The organism is Novosphingobium sp. BL-S-19 (assembly GCF_055521675.1).
In genome coordinates, this window is sequence record NZ_CM145497.1 from 451,466 (window position 1) to 467,905 (window position 16,440).

At 66.1% G+C, this 16,440-nt stretch carries 12 protein-coding genes; 3 read left to right on the forward strand and 9 right to left on the reverse strand.

All coding sequences use genetic code 11. The annotated features are described in order from the left end of the window. Nucleotides 1-151 precede the first annotated feature (151 nt). Nucleotides 152-760: a TetR/AcrR family transcriptional regulator gene (locus tag ACZ1JV_RS01915; RefSeq protein ID WP_465149382.1), complete on the forward strand. Its 609-nt coding sequence runs from the start codon at nucleotides 152-154 to the stop codon at nucleotides 758-760. 42 nt (nucleotides 761-802) lie between these two features. On the opposite strand, the gene egtD is transcribed toward ACZ1JV_RS01915, so the two are convergent. Beyond that, on the reverse strand, nucleotides 803-1,747 hold the full coding sequence (egtD, locus tag ACZ1JV_RS01920; protein ID WP_465149383.1) for an L-histidine N(alpha)-methyltransferase: 945 nt from the start codon (nucleotides 1,745-1,747) through the stop codon (nucleotides 803-805). A 100-nt stretch (nucleotides 1,748-1,847) separates the two neighbouring features. Beyond that, complete coding sequence (egtB, locus tag ACZ1JV_RS01925; protein WP_465149384.1) at nucleotides 1,848-3,182, reverse strand: ergothioneine biosynthesis protein EgtB; 1,335 nt, start codon at nucleotides 3,180-3,182, stop codon at nucleotides 1,848-1,850. A gap of 330 nt (nucleotides 3,183-3,512) precedes the next feature. Here egtB and ACZ1JV_RS01930 point away from each other — a divergent pair, with 330 nt between their 5' ends. Further along, nucleotides 3,513-4,715: an IS256 family transposase gene (locus tag ACZ1JV_RS01930; RefSeq protein WP_465149753.1), complete on the forward strand. Its 1,203-nt coding sequence runs from the start codon at nucleotides 3,513-3,515 to the stop codon at nucleotides 4,713-4,715. Between the two features lie 270 nt (nucleotides 4,716-4,985). Then, entirely contained in the window at nucleotides 4,986-5,459 is a 474-nt protein-coding gene (locus ACZ1JV_RS01935) for a hypothetical protein (RefSeq protein ID WP_465149385.1), read from the forward strand. 201 nt (nucleotides 5,460-5,660) lie between these two features. On the opposite strand, the gene ACZ1JV_RS01940 is transcribed toward ACZ1JV_RS01935, so the two are convergent. The 7 genes from ACZ1JV_RS01940 to ACZ1JV_RS01970 form a co-directional block, all read right to left on the reverse strand. Continuing rightward, on the reverse strand, nucleotides 5,661-6,590 hold the full coding sequence (locus ACZ1JV_RS01940) for an ornithine cyclodeaminase family protein (protein ID WP_465149386.1): 930 nt from the start codon (nucleotides 6,588-6,590) through the stop codon (nucleotides 5,661-5,663). A 20-nt stretch (nucleotides 6,591-6,610) separates the two neighbouring features. Next, entirely contained in the window at nucleotides 6,611-7,744 is a 1,134-nt protein-coding gene (locus tag ACZ1JV_RS01945; protein ID WP_465149387.1) for a dipeptidase, read from the reverse strand. Next, nucleotides 7,734-9,098, reverse strand: coding sequence for an amidohydrolase family protein (locus ACZ1JV_RS01950; protein ID WP_465149388.1), 1,365 nt, complete (start codon nucleotides 9,096-9,098; stop codon nucleotides 7,734-7,736). The genes ACZ1JV_RS01945 and ACZ1JV_RS01950 overlap by 11 nt, the downstream gene beginning before the upstream one ends. 128 nt (nucleotides 9,099-9,226) lie before the next feature. Next, complete coding sequence (locus tag ACZ1JV_RS01955; RefSeq protein ID WP_465149389.1) at nucleotides 9,227-10,924, reverse strand: arylsulfatase; 1,698 nt, start codon at nucleotides 10,922-10,924, stop codon at nucleotides 9,227-9,229. Nucleotides 10,925-11,035: 111 nt separating this feature from the next. Continuing rightward, nucleotides 11,036-11,989 (reverse strand): TauD/TfdA dioxygenase family protein, encoded by a 954-nt coding sequence (locus ACZ1JV_RS01960; RefSeq protein WP_465149390.1) that lies wholly within the window; start codon nucleotides 11,987-11,989, stop codon nucleotides 11,036-11,038. 41 nt (nucleotides 11,990-12,030) lie between these two features. Next, on the reverse strand, nucleotides 12,031-13,431 hold the full coding sequence (locus ACZ1JV_RS01965; RefSeq protein WP_465138790.1) for an MFS transporter: 1,401 nt from the start codon (nucleotides 13,429-13,431) through the stop codon (nucleotides 12,031-12,033). Between the two features lie 24 nt (nucleotides 13,432-13,455). Next, on the reverse strand, nucleotides 13,456-15,894 hold the full coding sequence (locus ACZ1JV_RS01970) for a TonB-dependent receptor (RefSeq protein WP_465149391.1): 2,439 nt from the start codon (nucleotides 15,892-15,894) through the stop codon (nucleotides 13,456-13,458). Nucleotides 15,895-16,440 lie beyond the last annotated feature (546 nt).

Sequence of the window (16,440 nt, forward strand, 5' to 3'; positions counted from 1 at the left end):
CCCGAAACAGGCAGGCTGTCCGTCCGCCGGCCTTGGCGCGGGGGATCGGAATCACCTTTCGATTGCGCGATCTAGCCCAGCCGGGCGCCTGCGTCACGCAGCGAGCCGTTTATAATTAGACGCTGTTAAATTGGCACGGTATAGCGCGGCAATGGGCAGACGATCCGACCATAGCCGCGCCGAACTGGAAGCGCTGATTCTCGACGCCGGACAGCAGCTGATGGAGGAAGTGGGCTTTGCCCGCTTCTCCGCGCGCGAGGTGGCGAAGCGGATCGGCTATTCGGTGGGCACGGTGATGCACGTGTTCGGCAGCGTGGACGGGCTGGTGCTGGAGATCAACACGCGCACCTTCATCCTCTGGGCCGAATGGCTGGAAAGCCGGCTGGAGGGCGCCGAGGGTAGCGCCCGGATCCGGGCATTGGTCGAAGGTTATTTCGGCTTCGCCTCGCAGCGGCGCAACTTGTGGTCGGCGATCTATGAGCATCGCCTGCCCGAAGGCATGGCCATGCCCGAGGATTTCGCTCGGCGGCGCAGCGGGCTGATGGCGGTGGTGGAGCGCGAAGTGGCCGCGATCCTGCCGGAGGCGCACCGCGCCGAAGCGCCGCGCCTCTCCCGCTCGCTGGTGGCGACCGTCCACGGCCATTGCAGTTTCGCGCTGGGCGGCAGTTTCGCGCTGATGGGCGAGACGCAGCCGTTCGACCTTGCCATGGCGCGCGTGCTGGAAATCCTGCGTGCACATGGGGCTAAGCTGCCGGGGTGAGGACGCTGTTCGCGGAAAGCGAATGGCCCTTTCAATCGGACATCACGGCCCGAACGGATCGGGCATGGCTTCGGCTAGGATCAGCGAGAAATCGCCCGCCTCGTCGGTCCAGTGGCGCAGCTCGCCCCAGCCGGCCGATTGCAGCAGCAGGCGCATCTGGCCGGGATCGTACTTGTGGCAGTTTTCCGTGTGGATGGTCTCACGCTCCGCCATCCTGAATCGCTCGCCCGCCACGTCGAACGCGACGTCCCGCAGGGCCTCCAGATGCATTTCGATCCGCGTCCACGCGGGATTCCAGTGCGCACGATGGCGGAACGCGCCGACCGGGATGGTTCCTTCCAGCTCGCGGTTGATCCGGTGCAGCAGGTTCAGGTTGAACCTTGCGGTGATGCCCCGCCTGTCGTCATAGGCGGCCAGCAGGCGGTCCACCGGCTTTACTGCGTCGATGCCGATCAGCAGCAGGCTGCCGAAACCCAGGCTTTCGCGCATCGTCCGCAGCAGGTCGATGGCGGCCGATGGCACCAGATTGCCGATCGTGGAGCCGGGGAAAAAGCCCAGCACCGGCCCGGGCGCGCGGCGATCGGGCAGGTCGATCGGGTTCATGAAGTTCGCTTCCACCGGCATGATCGCGATGCCCGGATAGTCGCGCGCCAGCGCCTGCGAAGCCTCTATCAAGAACTCCCCGCAGATCTCCACCGGAACGTAAGTGGCGCGCGGCATGGCATCCAGCAGGATGCGCGTCTTGATCGAACTGCCCGATCCGAACTCCACGATCATCGGCTCCGCGCCCAGCAGGCCGGCCACTTGCCCGGCGCACGTGTGCAGCAGCGCGGTTTCGGTGCGGGTGGGATAGTATTCGGGAAGATGGGTAATCTCCTCGAACAGGCGGGACCCTTCCAGATCGTAGAACCAGCGTGCGGGGATCGTCTTGCGCGATTGGGAAAGTCCGGTCAGCACATCCGCCCGGAACGCCGGATCATAGGGCACGGCGGGGGTTTCGCATGGAGTCGGGGCCGGGGCCGAACTCGGGGCTGGAGGGGCCGCGATCGTATCTGCCATTTCCGTTTCGAAGGTTCCGCGGTGCATGTCAGAGGGTCCTCGCAAGGCGCAGGCCGGTGAACTGCCAGCGCTGGTGGGGATGGAAGAAATTGCGGTACGATGCGCGCAAATGCCCACGCGGCGTGGCGCAGCTGCCGCCTTTCAGCACGAACTGGCCGGACATGAACTTGCCGTTGTATTCGCCCACCGCCCCCGGTGCGGTCTGGTAGCCGGGCCAGGGACGATAGGCGGAGCCGGTCCATTCCCAAACGTCTCCGAACAGCGCGGCGAAACCGTCGCTTTCGCTTTCAACTGCGGCGCGCGGCATGGCCGGGACGGCGCGGTCCAGCTGGTTGCCGTGAAGCGGGTCGCGGCCCTGCGCGGCGGCTTCCCATTCCTGTTCGGTGGGCAGGCGGCACCCCGCCCAGGCAGCGAAGGCGTCCGCTTCATAGAACGAGATATGGCATACCGGATCGTCGGGCCGCACCGGCCGCCAGCCGGCCAGCGTGAACTGCTCCCACTCCCCGTCGCTTTCGCGCCAGTAGAGCGGCGCGGCCACGGCTTCGCGGCGGACCCAGTCCAGCCCGTCCGACAGCCAGAGCGAGGGCGCGGAATAGCCGCCGTCGCGCATGAATTCGATCCACTCGCCATTGGTGACCGTGCGGCTGGCCAAGGCGTGCGGCGCCAGCCATGTGGCATGGCGGGGCAATTCGTTGTCGAACGCGAAGCCGCGGCCTTCGTGGCCGGCATCGACCCTGCCCTCTCGCCCGACTATCCAGCGGAGCGGCGGGGCGACGTGGCCGGCTTCGGCCGCCTGCGTTCGATAGGCCGGCCCCAGCGGATTGGCCGCGAACAGATGCTTGATGTCCGTCAGCAGCAATTCCTGATGCTGCTGTTCGTGCTGGATGCCCAATTCCACCAGATCGCCGTGCTTCTGTTCCAGCGCGGGAAGGGCGGCCAGCAAAGCCGCATCCACATGGCGGCGATAGTCGATCACCTCTGCCAGCGTGGGGCGCGTCAGCAGGCCGCGATCGGCGCGGGCCACGCGCGCGCCTTCCGCCTCGTAATAACTGTTGAACAGGAACGGCCAGCGCGCGTCATGCAGGCGATAGCCGGGCACATGGTCGCGCAGCAGGAAGGTTTCGAAAAACCATGTCGTATGCGCGAGATGCCACTTGGCGGGGGAGGCATCGGGCATGGACTGCACCGCGGCGTCCGCCTCGTTCAGCGTTTCCACCAATTGCAGCGACAAGGCGCGAGTGGCGCGGAAGCGCGCGGCAATTGGGGCAATGACAGGAGGCTGGAGTTGGCCCGCTAGAGGGCCGGGAAAGGATGACGCTTCGGTAAATCGTTCAGGCTTGGACCGGTTGGGCAGGCTTTCCATGAATGGCTCCCCTTCGCTGGCGCGAGGAACGCTACGCGAGGAATATGGCGGGAAAGTGTGCCCTGTTCAGCTTTTGCCTGTTCAGCTCTTGGGCGCACCTTCAGAAAGCCAAACAGACCGGGGGCGGATGTGTTCCGCGCCCCTTCCGCATTTGCACGCAGGTTTATGCCGTGTCGTCTCAATTGGTGCCCGTTCGGGCCGATTCCGCCCATTCCGGGCCCATTCCAATGATCGTGTCCCAGGACGTGGTGTAGCTGAAGGCTGAGGTGGTCACCGTGATTTTCGGGTAGGTTTGGGTTGCGAAGCTCAAACTTGACGGAAGGAATCACGATGACCGATCCGATGATGCACTTGCGTTCGCTGGTAGAGAAGACCCCGGATGCAGATATTCTGCGCGAGATGATCTCGTTTGCCGCCGAGCGGCTGATGGAGATGGAAGTCGGCAACCTGACCGGTGCCGGCCATGGCGAGAAATCTGCGGCGAGGCTGGTCCAGCGCAACGGCTACCGCGAGCGCGACTGGCAGACGCGAGCAGGGACGGTCGAACTGCGCATCCCCAAGCTCAGGAAGGGAAGCTACTTCCCCGGCTTCCTCGAACCCCGTCGCATGGCCGAGCGGGCGCTGACCGCGGTGATCCAGGAAGCGTATATCCAGGGCATCTCCACCCGCTCGGTAGATGACCTGGTGAAGGCGCTGGGTATGGATGGGATCTCGAAAAGCCAGGTCAGCCGGCTTTGCGAGGAACTCGACGAGAAAGTCGGTGCCTTCCTCGAACGCCCAATCGAAGGCGACTGGCCGTACCTATGGATTGACGCCACCTACGTGAAAGTGCGGCAGAACGGGCGTATCGTCTCGGTGGCGGTGATCGTCGCGGTGGGCGTCAACAGCGATGGCCGCCGCGAGGTGCTAGGTATGGATATCGGTCCTTCCGAGGCCGAGCCGTTCTGGACCGCTTTCCTGCGCAAACTGACGCGCCGAGGACTGCGTGGCGTCAAGCTGGTCATCTCCGATGCGCACGAAGGCATTAAGGCGGCGGTCTCCAAGCTGCTGTGCGCGACCTGGCAGCGCTGCCGCGTCCACTTCATGCGCAATGCACTCGCCCATGCCGGCAAGAGCGGCAGGCGCGTGGTCTCCGCGTTCATCGCCACCGCCTTCGCCCAGGAAACCCCAGAAGCTGCGAGCCAGCAGTGGCGCTCGATCGCCGACCAAGTGCGGCCCAAACTGCCCAAGCTAGCCACGCTGATGGACGACGCTGAGCCCGATGTGTTGGCCTACATGACATTCCCGCGCGAGCATCGCGCCAAACTACACAGCACAAACCCCATCGAGCGCCTCAATGGCGAAATCAAACGGCGGACCGAGGTCGTTGGGATCTTCCCAAACGAAGCCGCCATCACCCGTCTCGTCGGAGCCATCCTCATGGAACAGTCCGACGAATGGGCCGTCCAGCGCGCACGTTACATGACGCTTGAAACGATGGCCCCGCTCAGCGACAATCCTATTGTCATGCTGTCGGCAGTACCTGGCTCATGATCGGCTCAGGCTGAAGCCGAAAAGCAAGGTGGTCCAGAAAAGCTACACCACCTCTGGGGACACGATCCATTCCAATAGGGCGTGGTGCCACTTATGTCACTTTACCAGAGGCGCTGGGTAAAGTGACATAGATGGAAAAAGCGCCGGAAAATCGTGCGTCGGTGCAGATTGTGGATTCCCTTGGATTCGCGTCTGTGCTTGATTCGTTCCATGTTGGAACTCCCGCTCAGCCGCCCGCCCGTTGAACGCGGGTTAGACATGCCGGGGATCATGCGTGCGATCGCCGATCACTCGGCCCGGCCCCGCTATACCTTCATGGTGCTGGATCTGATCGCCCGGGTCGCCGGCAGGGGCGGCGCGGCCGGGCCGCTGGTGCGCGATGGGGAGCAACTGGTGCCGATCCGCGAATGGCTGTCCGCCGCCATCGCCCCCAGCGCGGCACGCCACCACTACCGCAAGGCAACCATCGAGGCGGTGCGCAGCGACCTGGCGAAGCGCGGCCTGCTGCCGCAGGATCCCGAGGAAGCCGCGCATCTCGTCGACATGGAAGTGGCGGACCGGGTGCGGATTTCCGGGATGACGGCCGTGAGCCGCGCGGTATCCGAACTGGTGCGGGCCGGACTGGTGAGGCGCCATTACCAGGGCTACCGCGTCGACCACCACAACCGCGGCGCCCAGCGCCACGCGGTCTACACCGTCTCCGCCCCCGTATTGGCGGCGCTGGCGCGCGGGCAGATGGGCTGATCGGCCTTAGGGGGGAGAGGGGACACACTCTCCCACCGTCATCCCCCCGTCATCCCCCCCCGTCATCCCCCCCCGTCATCCCAGCGAAAGCTGGGATCGCTCTCACAGTCGCGCGAGGCCGAAAACGGTCCCAGCTTTCGCTGGGATGACGATAGGAATTTAACGTCCCCAATGACCGCTTCGCGCGGTCAGGCGGGGTTTTCAGCCTGCCAGAAAACCGGCGCAGGCGAGATCCTGCACGATGGAGCCGAGCGACTTGTAGACGGTGACTTGTTCGGGCGATTGCCGCCCTTCGTCCAGACCGGCGAGGATCCGGCCGATTTCCGGGCCGACATCGCCTTCGCCCGCGATGCCCAGCACCAGCGCGCGCAAGTATTCCGCGCCTTGTGCCAGCACCCCGTCGCGATGATCGGGGATGAAGCGGGCGCGGCGGACCAGCACGGGATCGATCTCCACGGGGCCCGCGCGGCTCGATCCCACGGCGTTGACGTGGACGCCGTCGACCACTTGTTCGGACATCAGGATCGGCTCTTCCGCGGCGCTGACCGCGCAGATAACGTCCGCATCTTCCACCGCCTTGTCGACGCTGGGTGCGGCGCGCGTCGCGATGCCGAAATCGCGTTCGATGCGCTCGGCCATGGCCTGCGCCTTGGCTTCATTGCGACCCCAGACGGCGATTTGTGACAAGGGGCGGACATGGCGCAGCGCGGCGGCATGGTGCCACGCCTGTTCGCCGGTGCCGAGGATCGCCAGCCGCGTCGCATCGGGCCGGGCGAGGGCACCGGTGGCGACGGCGGTGGCGCAGCCGGTGCGGATCGCGGTGACTTCGCCCGCCTCGATCACGGCGGCCGGCGCGCCGGTCTCGGGATCGAACGTGACGATCACGCCTTGATGCGACCGACCCTGCGCGGCCATCGCGGGGAACACGCTGACGATCTTGGCGCCGAAACTCGCCCCCGCCAGCGATCCCGGCATGACGCCGAAGGCATTGCCCTGATCCAGGTCGATGATCCCGCGCAGCAATTGCTTGCTGCCCCCGGTGGAAAGCGCGATCATCGCCTGGCGCACCAGATCGATCCCGGTGCGATGGTCCAGCCGGCGGGCGACTTCCTCGGCGTCGATCAGCCGCATCTCAGGCTTCCTTTCGGTTCTCAGGCCCAGATCGTTTCCGCGTAGCGCAGGAAGTTCTGGCCCATGATCTTGTCGATCCGCGCCTGCGAATAACCCTTGGCCTTCAGCAGCCCGGCCAGTTTGCGGAACTGGTCCGGCCCGCGCAGGTCGACGACGAAAGGATAGGTGTCCGGCCGCTCGCCGGCGGCACTGATCCCGGCGGCACGGCGGGCTTCGATTTCCTTGGCCAAGGTCGCCTGATAGGCCTTCAGATCGTCGATCTGCGTCACCGTGCCGTCGGTGCCGATGCCCACGTGATCTTCTCCGCACAGGTTCACGGCATAGTCGATGTGGCGCACCACATCTTCGGCGCTGGCGTGGCCGGATGCGTTGAGGAACGGCATGAAATAGATGCCGATGAAGCCGCCCTTTTCCGCCACCAGCCGCAGTTCGGCGTCGGTCTTGTTGCGCGGCAGATCGGTGACGCCGCGGCAGCCGGTGTGGTTGATCGAGATCGGCGCCTTGGAAACGCGTGCCGCTTCAAGGCAGGTCTGCTCGCCGCTGTGCGATAGGTCCACCATGACCTTCGCGGCGTTCAACCGCTCCACCACTTCGCGGCCGAACGGCGTCAGGCCGCGGTTTTCCGGCGCCATCGATCCGTCGCCCAGCTGGTTCGCCGGGTTGTAGGTCAGCTGGATCACCTTCACGCCCATATTGGCGAAGATGTCCACGCGGGAGGCGTCGTTGCCCATCATCGCGGCGTTCTGGAAGCCGTAGATCACGCCCACTTTGCCTTCCGCCTTGGCCCGGCGGATGTCGGCGGCAGTGTGGATTTTCAGCAGGCGATCGGGATGGGCGCGCATCGCCGCGTCGGTCTCCGCCACCGAACGTACGCTGAATTCGAACGGGTCCTGCGGCCCTGAAACGTACCCCAGCGTGACATTGACGGCCGTAAGCCCCGATGCGCGCGCCTCTTCCAGCACGCGCGGGCTGAACAGCACGGCGTCGGCGCCTTCGGGGCCGTTGGGATCGCCCAGACCGCCGAGTGCGTTGATGACGATGCTCTTCGTCAGCGGATCGGCCCCGCCTACTGCTGCCGCCATTGCGCGCGGCGCCAAACCGGCACCGGCCATCACCGCGCTGCCCGCGATCAGTGCGCGCCGATCAATCTTCATCGCCTGCTCCCATTTCCTCTACCGTCACCGGCTTGTAGTCCGCGCGGGCGAATGGCTTGCCGCGCTTCACCGTCATCGCGATGCTGCGCACATTGTCGATGTCCTTCAACGGATCGGCCGCCAGCACCACGAAGTTTGCGAGCTTCCCCGCCTCGACCGATCCGGTGTCCTTCGCCTGCCCGGCCGCGCGCGCACCGACCAGCGTGGCGGAATGGATCACCTCCAGCGGCGGCATGCCCACGTCATGCGCCAGGAAATCGAGTTCGTCGTAAAGCGCGGGCCAGGGGCTGGTCACGTCCGCCTCGAAATCGGTGCCGGCGGAGACCGGAACCCCGGCCTTCCACGCCTGCCGCACCAGCCGCGCGGTGGTGGTGCCGGTGCAGCGCAGCGGCCGGGTTTCCGGCTTTTCCTGGCGCAGCTTGTCATAGCGCACGAACAGCCCGCCGGTGGCATCGACGATCGTGCCCTTGGCCAGCATCGCCGTGTAGAGCCCGGCGATCACCGGATCGTCGCCCTTCTTGGCCAGCAGGCTCTCGTTGACCGGGGTGTGATCCTCGTAAGAGGCGAGCATGACCGGCTCGACCTGATAGGCAAGGTAGCACGCGTGGCTGACCACATCGACGCCGGCGGCGATCACGTCGGCCGGGCGCGTGGGGAACACTGCGCTGTGGGCCCAGACCATCAGCCCCTGCCGGTGCGCCTCCGCCGTCAGCGCGGAGATCAGGTTGGCGGGCAGGTCCGCGTAGACCTTGATCGCGGTGGCCCCGGTGCCGCGCGCCAGGGTGATGGCGGTGGGAATGTCGGTCTTGTCGTCGATCGCCTGTGCCCAGGGCGCGGTGCCGGCCTTGTAGCCCATGCTGACGGCGTTGACGCGCGGATCGCCGAAGAACGGCGGCCCGGCCATCACCGCGGCGGAATAGATGTCCGGCCCCGGAATCTCGCCCATCAGCGATGCGCGGGCCAGTTCGCTGACCGATCGCAAGTCGTCCGCCATGTCGCGCACCGAGGTGACGCCGCCATAGACCATGCGGCGCAATTCGCCCTGCGCGCGGGCAGGATTGGGCGGGGTGGCCATGTGGACATGCGTGTCGATCAGGCCGGGGATCACCCAGCGCCCGGCAAGATCGACGCTGCGCGCCTGCCCGGCCGCAAGCGTGCCGTGCGGGCCGACGGCAACAATGCGCTCGCCCTCTACAAGGATGTCCTGATGCGCGCGCGCCGGCGCGCCGGTGCCGTCGATCACCGTGGCGTCGGCATAGAGCACGCGCTGCGGTTCGGCGGCATGGGCGCCGGCGGTGAACAGGGATGTGGCGAATCCGGCTAGGAGCGCGGCTTTACGGAATCTTGCGACCATGCGCGGTGGCTAAGACACAGGGCCCGCCTTGCGCAATCCACCCCCGCACGAAAATTACGACCCGGTGGCGGAAAACTTGCCGCAGGCGTGATCCGGAGGCAGCCTTGGCCGCCCCCGGATGCGCCGGGTCAGGGCCGGTAAGGCGCCTGATCGGGCAAGATCACATGGTTCGCCTTGGCATAGGCATCCCAGTCTGCGGACAATTCGCGCAGCTTGTCCGGATACTTGTCCGAGAGGTCCTGCGTTTCGCCGGGGTCCTTGGCAATCGCGAACAGGCGCCACTGGCCGTCACCGATATCGGTGATCTTCCAGTCCCCCTTGCGCAGCGCGCGGCTGCCGAACAGTTCGGTGCCCAGCGGTTCGTCGGCGGCGTGGACAAGGGCGGCCTTGCCGTCCAGCCAGGGTCTGGCGCTCTTGCCGGTGATCGGCAGCACGATGCGGCCCTGGAAGCTGGTGCCGCCGCTGGGGATGCCGGCATAGTCCAGCAGGGTGGGCGCGATATCGGCCACGCTGACATAGGCGCCGCCCACGCTCTTGGGATGGGCAAGGCCTTTCCAGCTGATGAAGGCGGTGGTGCGTGTGCCGCCTTCGGAGGCATAGGCCTTGGTCAACCACGAAGGTGCCGTGCCCGCCTGCGCCCATTCGGGGCCATAAGTGGCGTAGCTGGTGCCCTTGCCCAGATTGTCGAAGGCGTTGTTGGCCGTCGTCGTGTAGCGTGCGAGCATCTTGGCGCCGGTGGTCTTGGCGTCCAGCGCCTCGGCGCCGTTGTCGGCCAGGAACACGATGACGGTGTTGTCCAGTTCGCCGCTGGCACGCAGTTCGTCGATCACTTTGCCGACATTGGCGTCCATGCGCGCGACCATCGCGGCGTAGATTTCCATGTCGCGCGCGGCCTCACGCTTGTCGGCCACCGAAAGCCCGTCCCAGCCGCCGCGCGGCGCGCGGGGCGTGTGGGCGACGGTGCCCTTGGCGACAAGGCCAAGCTGCTCCTGCCGGGCCAGCCGCGCGGCGCGGATCGCCTCGAAACCGGCGTCGTAACGGCCGCGCTGGCGCGCCACGTCCTCGTCCGGCGCCTGGATCGGCCAGTGCGGCGCGGTGAAGGTGAGATAAGCGAAGAACGGCTTGCCCGGCGTATCCTTGCGGCTGCGTTGCAGCTCGTCGATCAGGTTGCTGGCATAGGCGTCTGACGAATAGAAACCGGCGGGCAGCCAAGGCAGCACCGCGCCGTCCCGCGTATAGGTCGCGCCCTTGGTGGGATCGGCTGACTGGTCCAGCCCGAAGTGATTGGCGCCGCCCTGCAGCAGCGCGAAACTGTACTGGAAGCCGCGCGCGTGCGGGTCCTGCTCCGGCTTCAGGCCCAGATGCCACTTGCCGGACATCAGCGTGCGATAGCCGCCGGCGGCGAAACGCTCTGCCAGCGAGGCGACTTCGGGGCGCAGATAGCCCTCGTAGCCTTCCTTGTCCTTCTGGTTGGCGGCCATCAGTTCGGCCATGCTGCCAAGCCCGGCAAGGTGGTTGTCGGTGCCCGAGAGCAGCATCGAGCGCGTGGGCGAGCAGGTGGGCGCGGTGTGGAATCCGGTGAGGCGCAGCCCGTTCAGCGCCAGCCGGTCAAGGTTGGGCGTGGCGATCTCTCCGCCGAAGGCGCCAAGGTCCGACCAGCCGAGATCGTCGGCGACGATGACGAGGAAGTTGGGGCCTTTTGCCGCCGGTACGGGAGCCGATGCCGGTGCGCTTTGGGCGGCGGCGGGGGTGACGGTGGAGACAAGCAGCGCCGCACTGAGAGCGGTGGCGCCAAGGAAAAGGCGTGAGAGACGTTTAGCGGGCATCGAGTGGTCCTTGGAAACCGGAGGAAACTGACCGGAAACTGGCAAAAAAGTCCCGCGCCGCGGCTGGGTAGCGCGGCGCGGGAAAGTGAACGGCCCTACAGGGTTGAGGGATCAGGCCGGTTCGTAAGAGGTCGCCTTTTCCTTGCGCGTGGTGCGGCTGTTGCGGCCGTCGATGGCGACGGGCACTTCGCCCGCGATCGTTGCGCGGCGCAGGGTGCGGCGCTGCAGGCCGAAATCGGCGACGGCGCGGTGCTGGGTGGCCTGGTTGTCCCAGAACGCCACGTCTCCGGCCTGCCAGCGCCAGCGCACGACGTTTTCGGGGCGGGTGATGTGATCCTGCAGGATCGCGAACAGCCGCGCGGAATCCGCCTGGTTCAGCCCGACGATGCGCTTCACGAAATGGCCCAGCAGCAGGCTGCGCTGGCCGGAGACGGGGTGGACGCGGACGAGCGGATGCTCGGTTTCGTACACGGTCGAGGCGAAGATGTTCTTGTGGTACTTCACGCGTTCCTGCGCGACTTCGTCCGCCTTGGGCGCGTTGGCGAGGACTTGCGCATAGTCGTAGTCGTTCGAGTGGACCGCCCAGAGATTGTTGACCAGTTGGCGCAGGCTTTCCGGCAGGCCCTCGTAGGCGGTTTCGGTGTTGGCCCAGACGGTATCGCCGCCCGCTTCGGGAATGGTGATCGCGCGCAGGATCGATCCGGCGGGATAGGCATCGGTGAAGGTCACGTCGGTATGCCAGCTGGAGGCGGCGTAGCCTTCCTTGCTGTCGAGTTCGAGCAGGTAGCGCGATCCTTCGGCCACCGGCACCGTCGGGTGGGCGACCGGCGCGCCGAACAGCGAGGCGAAGCCTTCGTGGCGATCGTCGGTCAGTTCATGCTGGCCGCGGAAGAACACGACCTTGTGGCGGACGAGGGCGTCCTTGATGTGCTGCACGGTCTCGCCATCGAGATCGCCCGAGAGCGTGACGCCGCGGATTTCGGCGCCGATGGTGCCGGTGATCGGCGCGATGTCGAGCGGGGAGTTCGGGTCCTTGGCATTGGCGTAAGTGGCAATCGAGGTCATGGCATTTACTCCTTCGTCGTGGATTTGGGGCATTCAGGAATTCATTCGGCGGGCACGAGCACCGCGGCGTAGACATCCTCGCGCGCCTGGATCTGGCGGCGGATTTCGGCGTGGTGCGATGCGTCCAGCGGGAAGCGGGCGACCAGTGCGGCGGCCAGCGTGTGGGCCAGAGCCGGGCCCAGCGCGAAGACCAGCAGCAGGGCGTTCAGCGCCGCCGGCGTATTGGTCGCCGCCTTGGGATCGAAGCCGAAGGCGGAGACCAGCGGCAGGGCGATGCCCAGTGCCAGCGCGCTGCCCACTTTCATCGATACGCTGAACACCGAGTAGTAGAGGCCAACGCGATCCTCGCCGGTTTCGGCGCGGTGCAGGTCGGCCACGTCGGCCACCATCGAACGCAGCATCAGGTTGCCGGAACCCTGCGACAGGCCCTGCGCGATGGCGAGCACCATCATCAGGCCGAACCGGTCCGGCGTCAGGAAGATCAGGCTGAAGTTGATCGCGGCCTGCGTCAGTTCGGCCAGCACGGCGGCGCGGCCCTTGCCCAGCTTCAGGCCGATGCGCCGCCAGATCGGGCCGGCCAGCACGCCGAACGAATATTGCAGCAGGAAGAAGCTGGCGGCCCATTCCGGCCGACCGAAATAGATGGTGACGATGAACAGCAGCAGCGCGGTGCGCACGCCCTGCCCGGCAGTGACGGCGGCATCGGCGGCCAGCACGCGCAGCAGCAGGGCATTGCCGAAGACCGCCTTCAGCGTCTTGCCCAGCGCAAAGCGTTCGGGCGCTTCCGGGGCGGGGTTTTCGGGCACGGCGGTCAGCGTCAGCAGCAGGCCGGGCACCGCCGTCACCAGCACCAGCACGCCGAACAGCGTCAGGCGCAGCGGGCCGTCATCGGGGCGGACCTGATCGGCGAGGGCCGGCAGCAGCAGCGCCAGCACCAACGCGCTGGAGGACAGCAGCGTGAATTGCGAGGCGATGCGCGTCCGCTCGTTGTAATTGCCGCTGATCTCTCCGGACCATGCCAGCAGCGCGGTCTGCGCGGCGGAAGCGCCGCTGTAATAGAGCAACACGCCCACGCTCACCCAGCCAAGGCCGATGCCGGCCGGCGGGAAGAACAGCATGGCGGCGCCGGCGATGAACAGCAGGCCGCCGCCCGCGATCCACGGCCGCCGCCGGCCGAAGCGGCTGCGCGTGCGATCGCTGAGCGCGCCGATCACCGGATCGAGCAGCGAATTGACGATCTGCCCGATCAGGTAGACCAGCCCCAGCCCCGCCAGCGGGATGCCGTAGTCCCGCGCCATGATGGCGGGAACGAAGGCGATCACCGGCTGTGCGGCGGCATAGATGGGAACGGCCAGCGCGGTGAAGCGGAACAGCCGCCATGCATCCATCTTGCCCGAGGACAGGGATCGAGTTCGGCGCCGGGCGAAGGACTGGTAATACATGGCGGGGGCTTCCTCTCTCTGGCTTCAGAGCTTGGTGCGCAGGGTGGCGCCAAAGGTGCGCGGTTCACCCAGCTGCGCGGTGACGACGCCGGTGTTCGCGGCGCCCAGCGCGACGAAATAGTTCTTGTCGAACAGGTTCTTGGCCCAGATCGAGAAGTCCCAGATGCCATCGTCGGTGCGGAAACCGATGCGCCCGTTGGCCAGGCCGTAGCCGGGCACTTGCGCCCAGGCCGAGTTCGAGGCCGAGGTGTTGTAGTTGGAGCGGTAGGCGTAGTCCGCGTGGGCGTAGATCGAGACGTCCTTGCCGCCGAGGTTGGTCAGCCCATGGTTGAAGTCCGCGCCCAGCGTCCATGCCCATTTCGGCACGCCGGGCAGGCGTTCGCCGGAAAGGTCCTGAATGGCACCAAGGTCCAGCCGCTCGAAGGCCTGCGGGGCGTTCTTGTAGCTGACGTAGCTGGCATCGGTGTAGGTGGCGGAGGCGTTGAACGAGAGGTAGTCGGTGGCCGCAACCGTCAGATCGCCCTCGAACCCGCGCGAGCGGACCTTGGGGATATTGGCGATGTACTGGCGGCTGACCAGCGGGTTCGACGGGTCCAGATCGGTGATCGCGGTCTGGTAATCGCTGATCTCGGTCCAGAACCCGGCGGCGTTGAAGGTGGCGCGGCGGTCGAGGAACTGGGACTTCACACCCACTTCGAAGGCATCGACCTTCTCCGGCTTCACCGTTGCGTCGGTCACGCTGGAGGGAAGCTGCGTCAGGTTGAGCCCGCCCGACTTGTTGCCGCGCGAATAGCTGCCATAGACCATGACGTCCTGCGCCACTTTCCAGTTCAGCGAGATCAGGCCGGAAAGGCTGTTGTCGGTGAAGCTGGTTTCGTAGAGCGGCACCACTTTGTTGAAGCTGGCGCGGATTGCCTGGATCTGGGCCTGCTGGGCGGTGGTGAAGCCGGAAATATCCGCCGCCTGCGCCACCCACTGCTGGTAGACGCCCTTCTTCTCCTCATGCGTGAAGCGCAGGCCGCCGGTCAGCGTCAGCGAAGGCGTGATGTGCCAGTCCGCCTGGCCGAAGCCGGCCACGGTCTTGGTCTGCGGCTCCGAATAGGAATTGACCTCGTATCCGCTGAGCGCGGCGGCGTTCACCGCACTGTTCGCGCCCAGGAACCACAGCGGTGCGGCCGATCCATAGCCGGTGGCGCCATATCCGCGCACGGTCTGCCAGAAGTAATAGGCGCCCACCACATAGTCGAACACGCCGTTGTCCTTGGACGCGAGACGCAGTTCCTGGCTGAACTGGCGCTGGCGGTTGGCCTGCTGGGCCTTGACGACCACGGGCAGCGAGGTGCTGTCGCCGTCGTTGGCCGGATCCCAGTCCCACCAGCGATAGGCGGTGATCGAGGTCAGCGTCGCGCCGCCCAGCTTCCAGTCGACCTGACCGGAAACACCGTAGCCGGCCATGTTCGACTGGTAGTGGCTGTCCGCCTCGCCCACTCGGTCGAACGCGTTGAAGCTGGGCAAGGTGTAATTGGCGAACCGTGCGGCGCGCTGGGCGAAGTTGCCGGCGATCGTCGTCCCGTCCGCATAGGTGGTATGCAGGTCGGCGAAGACGTTGAGGACGTAATCCTGCTTCTGCTTGGCATAATCGCCGATGATGCGGACTTCGAAATCCGGATCGGGCGTGAACAGCAGCTGGCCGCGGATGCTCTTGTTGGAATAGTTCTGGGCGCGCGAATTGGTGGTCTTGTTCCAGAGGAACCCGTCGTTCTCGCTGATCGCGCCGGACAGGCGCACCGCCAGCAGGTCTTTCACCAGCCCGCCAGAGGCGGAGGCGCGAACCTGATAATAGCCGTAATTGCCGATGCTGGCCTCGGCCGAGAGTTCCGGATCGAACGTCGGCTTGCGCGAGGTGACGTTGATCACGCCGGACGTGGTGTTCTTGCCGAACAGCGTGCCCTGCGGGCCGCGCAGCACTTCGATGCCCTGCAGGTCGACAAGATCGAACTGCGCCAGGCCGACGCGGCCGTAGTAGACGTTGTCGATATAGAAACCGACGCCGTTCTCCAGCCCGTCATTGGTCAGCGAGACGTTGGAGCCAAGGCCGCGGATGTTGATGTTGGTGTTGCGCGGGTTGAAGGTGATGACCTGCAGGCTGGGAATCTGCTGCTGGATCGATCCGATCGTGTAGTCGCCCCGGCGCTCCAGCGCCTCTGCAGTGACGACGGAGATCGCGACAGGCACGTCCTGCACGTTCTCGTCGCGGCGGCGCGATGCGGTGACGATGATCGGGGTGCCGCCGTCTGCGCCGGCATCTGCGGCTGGATCAGCGGCCGGTTCAGCGGGGGCCTCTGCGGTATCCGCTGCAAGGGCGGCGGCAGGTGCGGCGAAGAGCGCGGGCCCGACAAGTGCGGCAGCAAGGGCCAGCGTGCTCGTGCGGGGGCTGGCGGCGATTGCAAGACTGCGAAACATCGAATTCTTTTCCCTGATGATCCGTCCCGCAGGCGTGACGACAAACTGCGGACGGCGATTTGGTTTGTTCGGTCGGTTCGGGACGCGCGCCGTCCTTGCCGGACACGCGAAAAGTGCCCGGATCGGCCCTGACGGGCGCGGCGGCCCCTTCGCCGCGCACAAAGTGCCGGCGGTGGGGTGGCTGATTGCGGGCGACGGCGCTTTTCGGGCGCAGCTATCCGGTGCGCGAAGCTATCCGCGCGGGATCATGGCCAGTGGCGTGTCGCTCTGCCCCTTCGGGCGTCAGCTTGTGGGTGTGGGGGTCTTCGGCATCGTATCACCTCATCGTTTCGAGAGGGGAACACGAGGCTTGGCGTGGTCGCCCGAGCATCGCGCGCTTTAGCCGTTGGTATCGCGGAGCAAGCTGCATCCCTGTCAAAAGCCGCGGACCGAAACCCCTGGAACAGCAGGAATCGGTCGGTCTCCGATATCCTGCGGGATAAACTCAACCTATTAAGTTGAGAAAGGGAGGTCAAGCACAAGCTTTCCTTTATCGGCCAATCGAAC

What these genes read in the sequence shown, in the direction of transcription:
- ACZ1JV_RS01915 (WP_465149382.1), top strand. Translation starts at nt 152, where the DNA reads ATGGGCAGACGATCCGACCATAGCCGCGCCGAACTGGAAGCGCTGATT.
- ACZ1JV_RS01955 (WP_465149389.1), bottom strand. Translation starts at nt 10,924, where the DNA reads ATGCCCGCTAAACGTCTCTCACGCCTTTTCCTTGGCGCCACCGCTCTC.
- ACZ1JV_RS01965 (WP_465138790.1), bottom strand. Translation starts at nt 13,431, where the DNA reads ATGTATTACCAGTCCTTCGCCCGGCGCCGAACTCGATCCCTGTCCTCG.
- egtB (WP_465149384.1), bottom strand. Translation starts at nt 3,182, where the DNA reads ATGGAAAGCCTGCCCAACCGGTCCAAGCCTGAACGATTTACCGAAGCG.
- ACZ1JV_RS01970 (WP_465149391.1), bottom strand. Translation starts at nt 15,894, where the DNA reads ATGTTTCGCAGTCTTGCAATCGCCGCCAGCCCCCGCACGAGCACGCTG.
- ACZ1JV_RS01945 (WP_465149387.1), bottom strand. Translation starts at nt 7,744, where the DNA reads ATGAAGATTGATCGGCGCGCACTGATCGCGGGCAGCGCGGTGATGGCC.
- ACZ1JV_RS01950 (WP_465149388.1), bottom strand. Translation starts at nt 9,098, where the DNA reads ATGGTCGCAAGATTCCGTAAAGCCGCGCTCCTAGCCGGATTCGCCACA.
- ACZ1JV_RS01930 (WP_465149753.1), top strand. Translation starts at nt 3,513, where the DNA reads ATGACCGATCCGATGATGCACTTGCGTTCGCTGGTAGAGAAGACCCCG.
- ACZ1JV_RS01940 (WP_465149386.1), bottom strand. Translation starts at nt 6,590, where the DNA reads ATGCGGCTGATCGACGCCGAGGAAGTCGCCCGCCGGCTGGACCATCGC.
- ACZ1JV_RS01960 (WP_465149390.1), bottom strand. Translation starts at nt 11,989, where the DNA reads ATGACCTCGATTGCCACTTACGCCAATGCCAAGGACCCGAACTCCCCG.
- ACZ1JV_RS01935 (WP_465149385.1), top strand. Translation starts at nt 4,986, where the DNA reads ATGCGTGCGATCGCCGATCACTCGGCCCGGCCCCGCTATACCTTCATG.